Raw genomic sequence first — 3,915 nt, 5'->3', positions numbered from 1 at the left:
AACATCCCCTCGTTCATGCCTTCTCCTGAAACCGTGCCGGTCACGCCTTGCGTGCGGCGAAATCCTGCATCAGCCCGACCAGCGCCTCGACGCCATCCAGCGACATGGCGTTGTAGATCGATGCCCGCATGCCGCCCACCGACTTGTGTCCCTTGAGCCCCTCCAGGCGACGCTCGGCCGCTTCGGCCAGAAACTCCGCATCCAGCGCGGCAGCCCACAGGGGCAGGGCGACGGGCGCTTCGGGCCGCGCCGCGAGCGAGTAGGCGAGGCGCCGCAGGGCTTCGGCTACGGGCATCCCGCGTTGCCAGGCGGGGACTGCCAGCGGCCAGAACCAGGCGTCCACCGGCGCCCCGGCGAGGAGGCGCAAGGCGAGTTCGGCGTGGGCTTCCAGGGTGTCGCGGAAGTACACGGCAGGGGCTGCGTCGGCGTTCTGGTTGCCAGCCGGCAGACAGCCTGCGACGAGCGCGGCAAGATGCCGTTCCAGGCTCAGGGCCAGGGTTTGCGGCGCGGCGTCGCGGGGGATGCGGCCGAGCGCGAGGCGGCGCACCAGCACCACGCGCCCGCCGGCCTCGGGCAGGCTGGCGGTGCGCAGGGCGTCTTCCAGACGCAGGGCGATGTGGCGGACCACGGCCTCGTCCGAGCCCCGCAGGCGCAGATGACGGACGATGCGGGTGCCCATGGCGATCCCCGGTGCCGGTCAGCGCGGTGCCGACACCGCCCGGGCCGTGAAGCCGATGCGGGCGGTATCGGCAAACTGGACCCGCACGCTCTCGTCGAGATCGACAGACGTCGCGGCGGTGTGCACCACCCGGGCCGACACCTCGCCCCCGCCGATGTCCTCCACCACCGCGCGGGCCACCACCGTGCTGGCCCGGTAGATGACGGCTTCCATGCCGATGCGCAGGCGTGCCGGGTCGAGGGCCACCAGCGGAATGCGCAAGCCGGGCCGGGCAGTGACCGGGCGCGGCAGTCGCCCGGCGATGATGCGGTCCACCGGGGCGTGGCTGGCCAGCAGGATGGCCATGCGCACCACGTCGTTGATGAGGCCCTGGGCCTGTGCCACGCTCGTGGAGGCCTGGCTGAACAGCCAGTCGGCGTAGCTCTGCATCTGGCGCCGGTCGATGTAGTCGAGCTCGGCCCAGCGCGGCAGGCTGGCCAGGTTGCGCAGGTTCGGGGCCACGTCGAACTCCGACAGCAGGGTGGCCCAGCCGAGGCGGATGGCTGGTGGCACGGCCGAGAACTCGGCGTACAGGCAGGCGCAGATCTGCGCGAAGTTGTCGTAGAAGGCGGCAGCGCGGCGGGCGGCGATGGTGCTGCCGTGCTCGCCACTGATCAGGTCGCCGAGGGAGACGACCTGCACCGCCTGCTGGAAGGCGCCCTGCCAGGTGAGGGCGGCGAGGCGTGTGGTGTCCACCTGCAGGGCGCTGGCGCGAACCAGGCTGACTGCCTGGCCCTGCTTGCTGCCGATGCGGCTGATGGCCCCGGCGAGGCCGGTCAGGGTGTTGCTGGCCACCGGCCGGGCGGCGGCCAGGCGGGTGCGCAACTGGGTGGTCTGGACGGCGCGAACCAGCAAGTCGATGCGCTGCAGGTCGTCGAACCAGCGGGTGCCCTGGCCGAACCAGGCGGCCGGCGCTTCCCGCACGACGGCGAGCATCTGTACCAGTTCGTCGGGAATGTCCGGGTGGGACCGCAGGCAGGCCGGCACCGGCGGGTCGATCAGGCCGGGGTCGAGATTGCGCACCGGCGGTGTCAGCAGGATGTCGGCGTCGCGCGGGCGGATGTAGGCCAGGAAGCGCACCTCGCCGGCCAGCACCGCCGTGCGGCGCGCATTGATGGCATTGAGGCGGGTTTGTTCCTCGTCGATCAGCGCGCGGGTTACCGCCACGTCGTGACGTGCCTCGGCGAGCTGGATGCTCCACGCCTGCCCGCGGGCGAGGGCTTGCGAATAGTCGGCCCGGAGGCTGGTCAGGGCTTGCTGGCAGGCGCTGATCGCGTCCCGGTAGCGGCGCACGCGGCCTTCGACCTGACGCAGCAGGGCCACGGAGGTGTCCGAGGTGTCGGTGGCGTCGGAGAAGTGCAGGGATTCGTCGCCGTCTATCGGATTGCCCTGGGGATCGGTGTGGATGCGGGGCTGCAGCATCAGCGACAGCAGGCGGCTGCGGTTGGCGCGGTCGAGGAAGGCGCTGAAGGGCCGGCGGCGGGTGGCGTTGGCCACTTCGTCGTTTTCGAGGAAGGGGTCGTCGCGGGTGGCGAAAACCGACAGGTCGGCGAACAGGCCGGAGGTTTCGCCTTCGGCGGTGGGGCTCACCCGGTCTTCGTCGCGCAGGGTATCGGCCAGCACCAGCAGGCGGTTGACGGCTTCCTGCCGGGACGCGCCGGAGTAGTCGCGGGCTTCCTGGGCCTTGGGCTGGACGAGGCGCTCGGCGATGGACAGGGTGCGCAGGTTGAGGCTGCCGACGACCGGAGCGGCATTGGTGATGTCGATCGGCGTGTAGGTGGCCTTGACCGGGGTGATGCCGGTGTCGAGGGTGAGGTCCTGCGCCAGGAAGTTTGCCGTGCCTACCTGCCGCAGTTGCGTGTCGAGGGCGATATCGGTCGTGTTCAGCGCGAAATTGCCGGCGTTCAGGCCGGCCCGGGCGGCGACCGGGGGCAGGGTTTCGCGCGGGGCGCTGGTCGTGGTGTTGCGCAGTTGGTCGAAGAAGGTCGAGATTTGCTGCTGGGAGGCGACGGCCGTTTCGGCCTGGGCGATGCCGGCGAGGGTTGGCGAAACCGCCAGGCGGGTCGCGTTGGTGGTGTTGAGGACGAGCTGGCGGACGCGGTAGATGTCGGTCTGGATCTTGATGAAGCCGTAGTCGATGACGTCGTCGGCGCGGGTGGTGCGCGAGTTCAGGTAGTCGATGAAGCCTTGCAGGCCGCGCACTGTCAGCTGGCTGCGCTCGTGGTTGGAGAGCACCGCCAGCGCCGGGTTGCCGAGCAGGCCCTGAACGATGCTGCTGACGCCGGCCGGCGTTGGCGCGGCGGCGCCGGGGGGCGCGTTGACGAGGCCGAAGCTCGCTTCAAACGGCGACCACAGGCCGTTGGGGGTGAGAAACTCCCAGGCGTAGTTGCCGTGCTGGACCGCCCCGGCGGGCAGGGTGGCGGCGAACCAGGGGGTTTCGACGCCCGCTGTGATGCGCCCGCTGGGGCCGAAGGCGGCGCGGCCGTCGACCATCGTGAAGGCCATGCCGCTGACGCTCCGGTCGGCCAGTCCGACCGCTTCGGGGGGGATTTCCAGGCGCAGCCAGCGTCCGGCGGGGGGCAGGTCGCCGATGCGCCGGCGCGACTCGGTGCCGGTGGTGCCCCACGGCACCAAGTCTTCGCCCCAGTAGGCGCGGTGTTCCCAGTTGCCCGAGAACCACTGCAGCATCAGGGTCCGTGGCGGGTCGTCGGCATCCAGGTAAGCCCAGGCGTACAGCGGCGCGCCGACGGCCGGGACGATGGTGGCGGTGGCGCCGTCGAAAAGATGCTGGTGCAGGCCCGGCAGCGCGCGCGCCCGGTGGCCGCCGGCATTGGGTGGTGGGCCCCACGGCGCAAAGCTCTCGGTCTCGAGGGCGTCCGGATCGGTGGCGATGTCGGGCACCGTCGGCGGGGTGGCGTCGATGGCCTGCCTGAGGGTGGCGGCGCTGAGGCGCAGGCCCTGGCGGGCGCCGAGGGCGCGGCTGCGGGCCAGCAGGTAGCCGTCGAGGGTTTGCTGGAACAGCGGGTCGATGACTTCGGTGAGGAGCAGGCGCGGCTCCCACGAGGCCTGGCTGACCGGCACCAGCACGCGCACCCGTTCGCCGAGGGAGAAGTCGAGGGGCGCCAGTGGGGCGGCCTCGCGGATCGCCAGGTCGAGTTGTTCCAGTGGCACCGGGACGGCGTCGAGGTCGAAGGCCG

At 71.4% G+C, this 3,915-nt stretch carries 2 protein-coding genes; both read right to left on the bottom strand.

The features are described 5' to 3' along the window. Window positions 1-40: 40 nt before the first annotated feature. Window positions 41-679: a hypothetical protein gene (locus ETQ85_RS27555; RefSeq protein ID WP_425473166.1), complete on the bottom strand. Its 639-nt coding sequence runs from the start codon at window positions 677-679 to the stop codon at window positions 41-43. Window positions 680-697: 18 nt separating this feature from the next. After that, on the bottom strand, window positions 698-3,915 hold a 3,218-nt coding region (locus tag ETQ85_RS26485; RefSeq protein WP_222862318.1), incomplete at its 5' end, for a hypothetical protein.

It is taken from the genome of Zoogloea oleivorans (assembly GCF_008107625.1).
GTDB classification, from domain to species: Bacteria; Pseudomonadota; Gammaproteobacteria; order Burkholderiales; family Rhodocyclaceae; genus Zoogloea; species Zoogloea oleivorans.
Note: the sequence above shows the minus strand (reverse complement) of the source record. Positions and strands in the feature narration are given on the sequence as shown.

Excerpts from the sequence above, each read along its gene's own strand:
- ETQ85_RS27555 (WP_425473166.1), bottom strand. The coding sequence starts at position 679 with ATGGGCACCCGCATCGTCCGTCATCTGCGCCTGCGGGGCTCGGACGAG.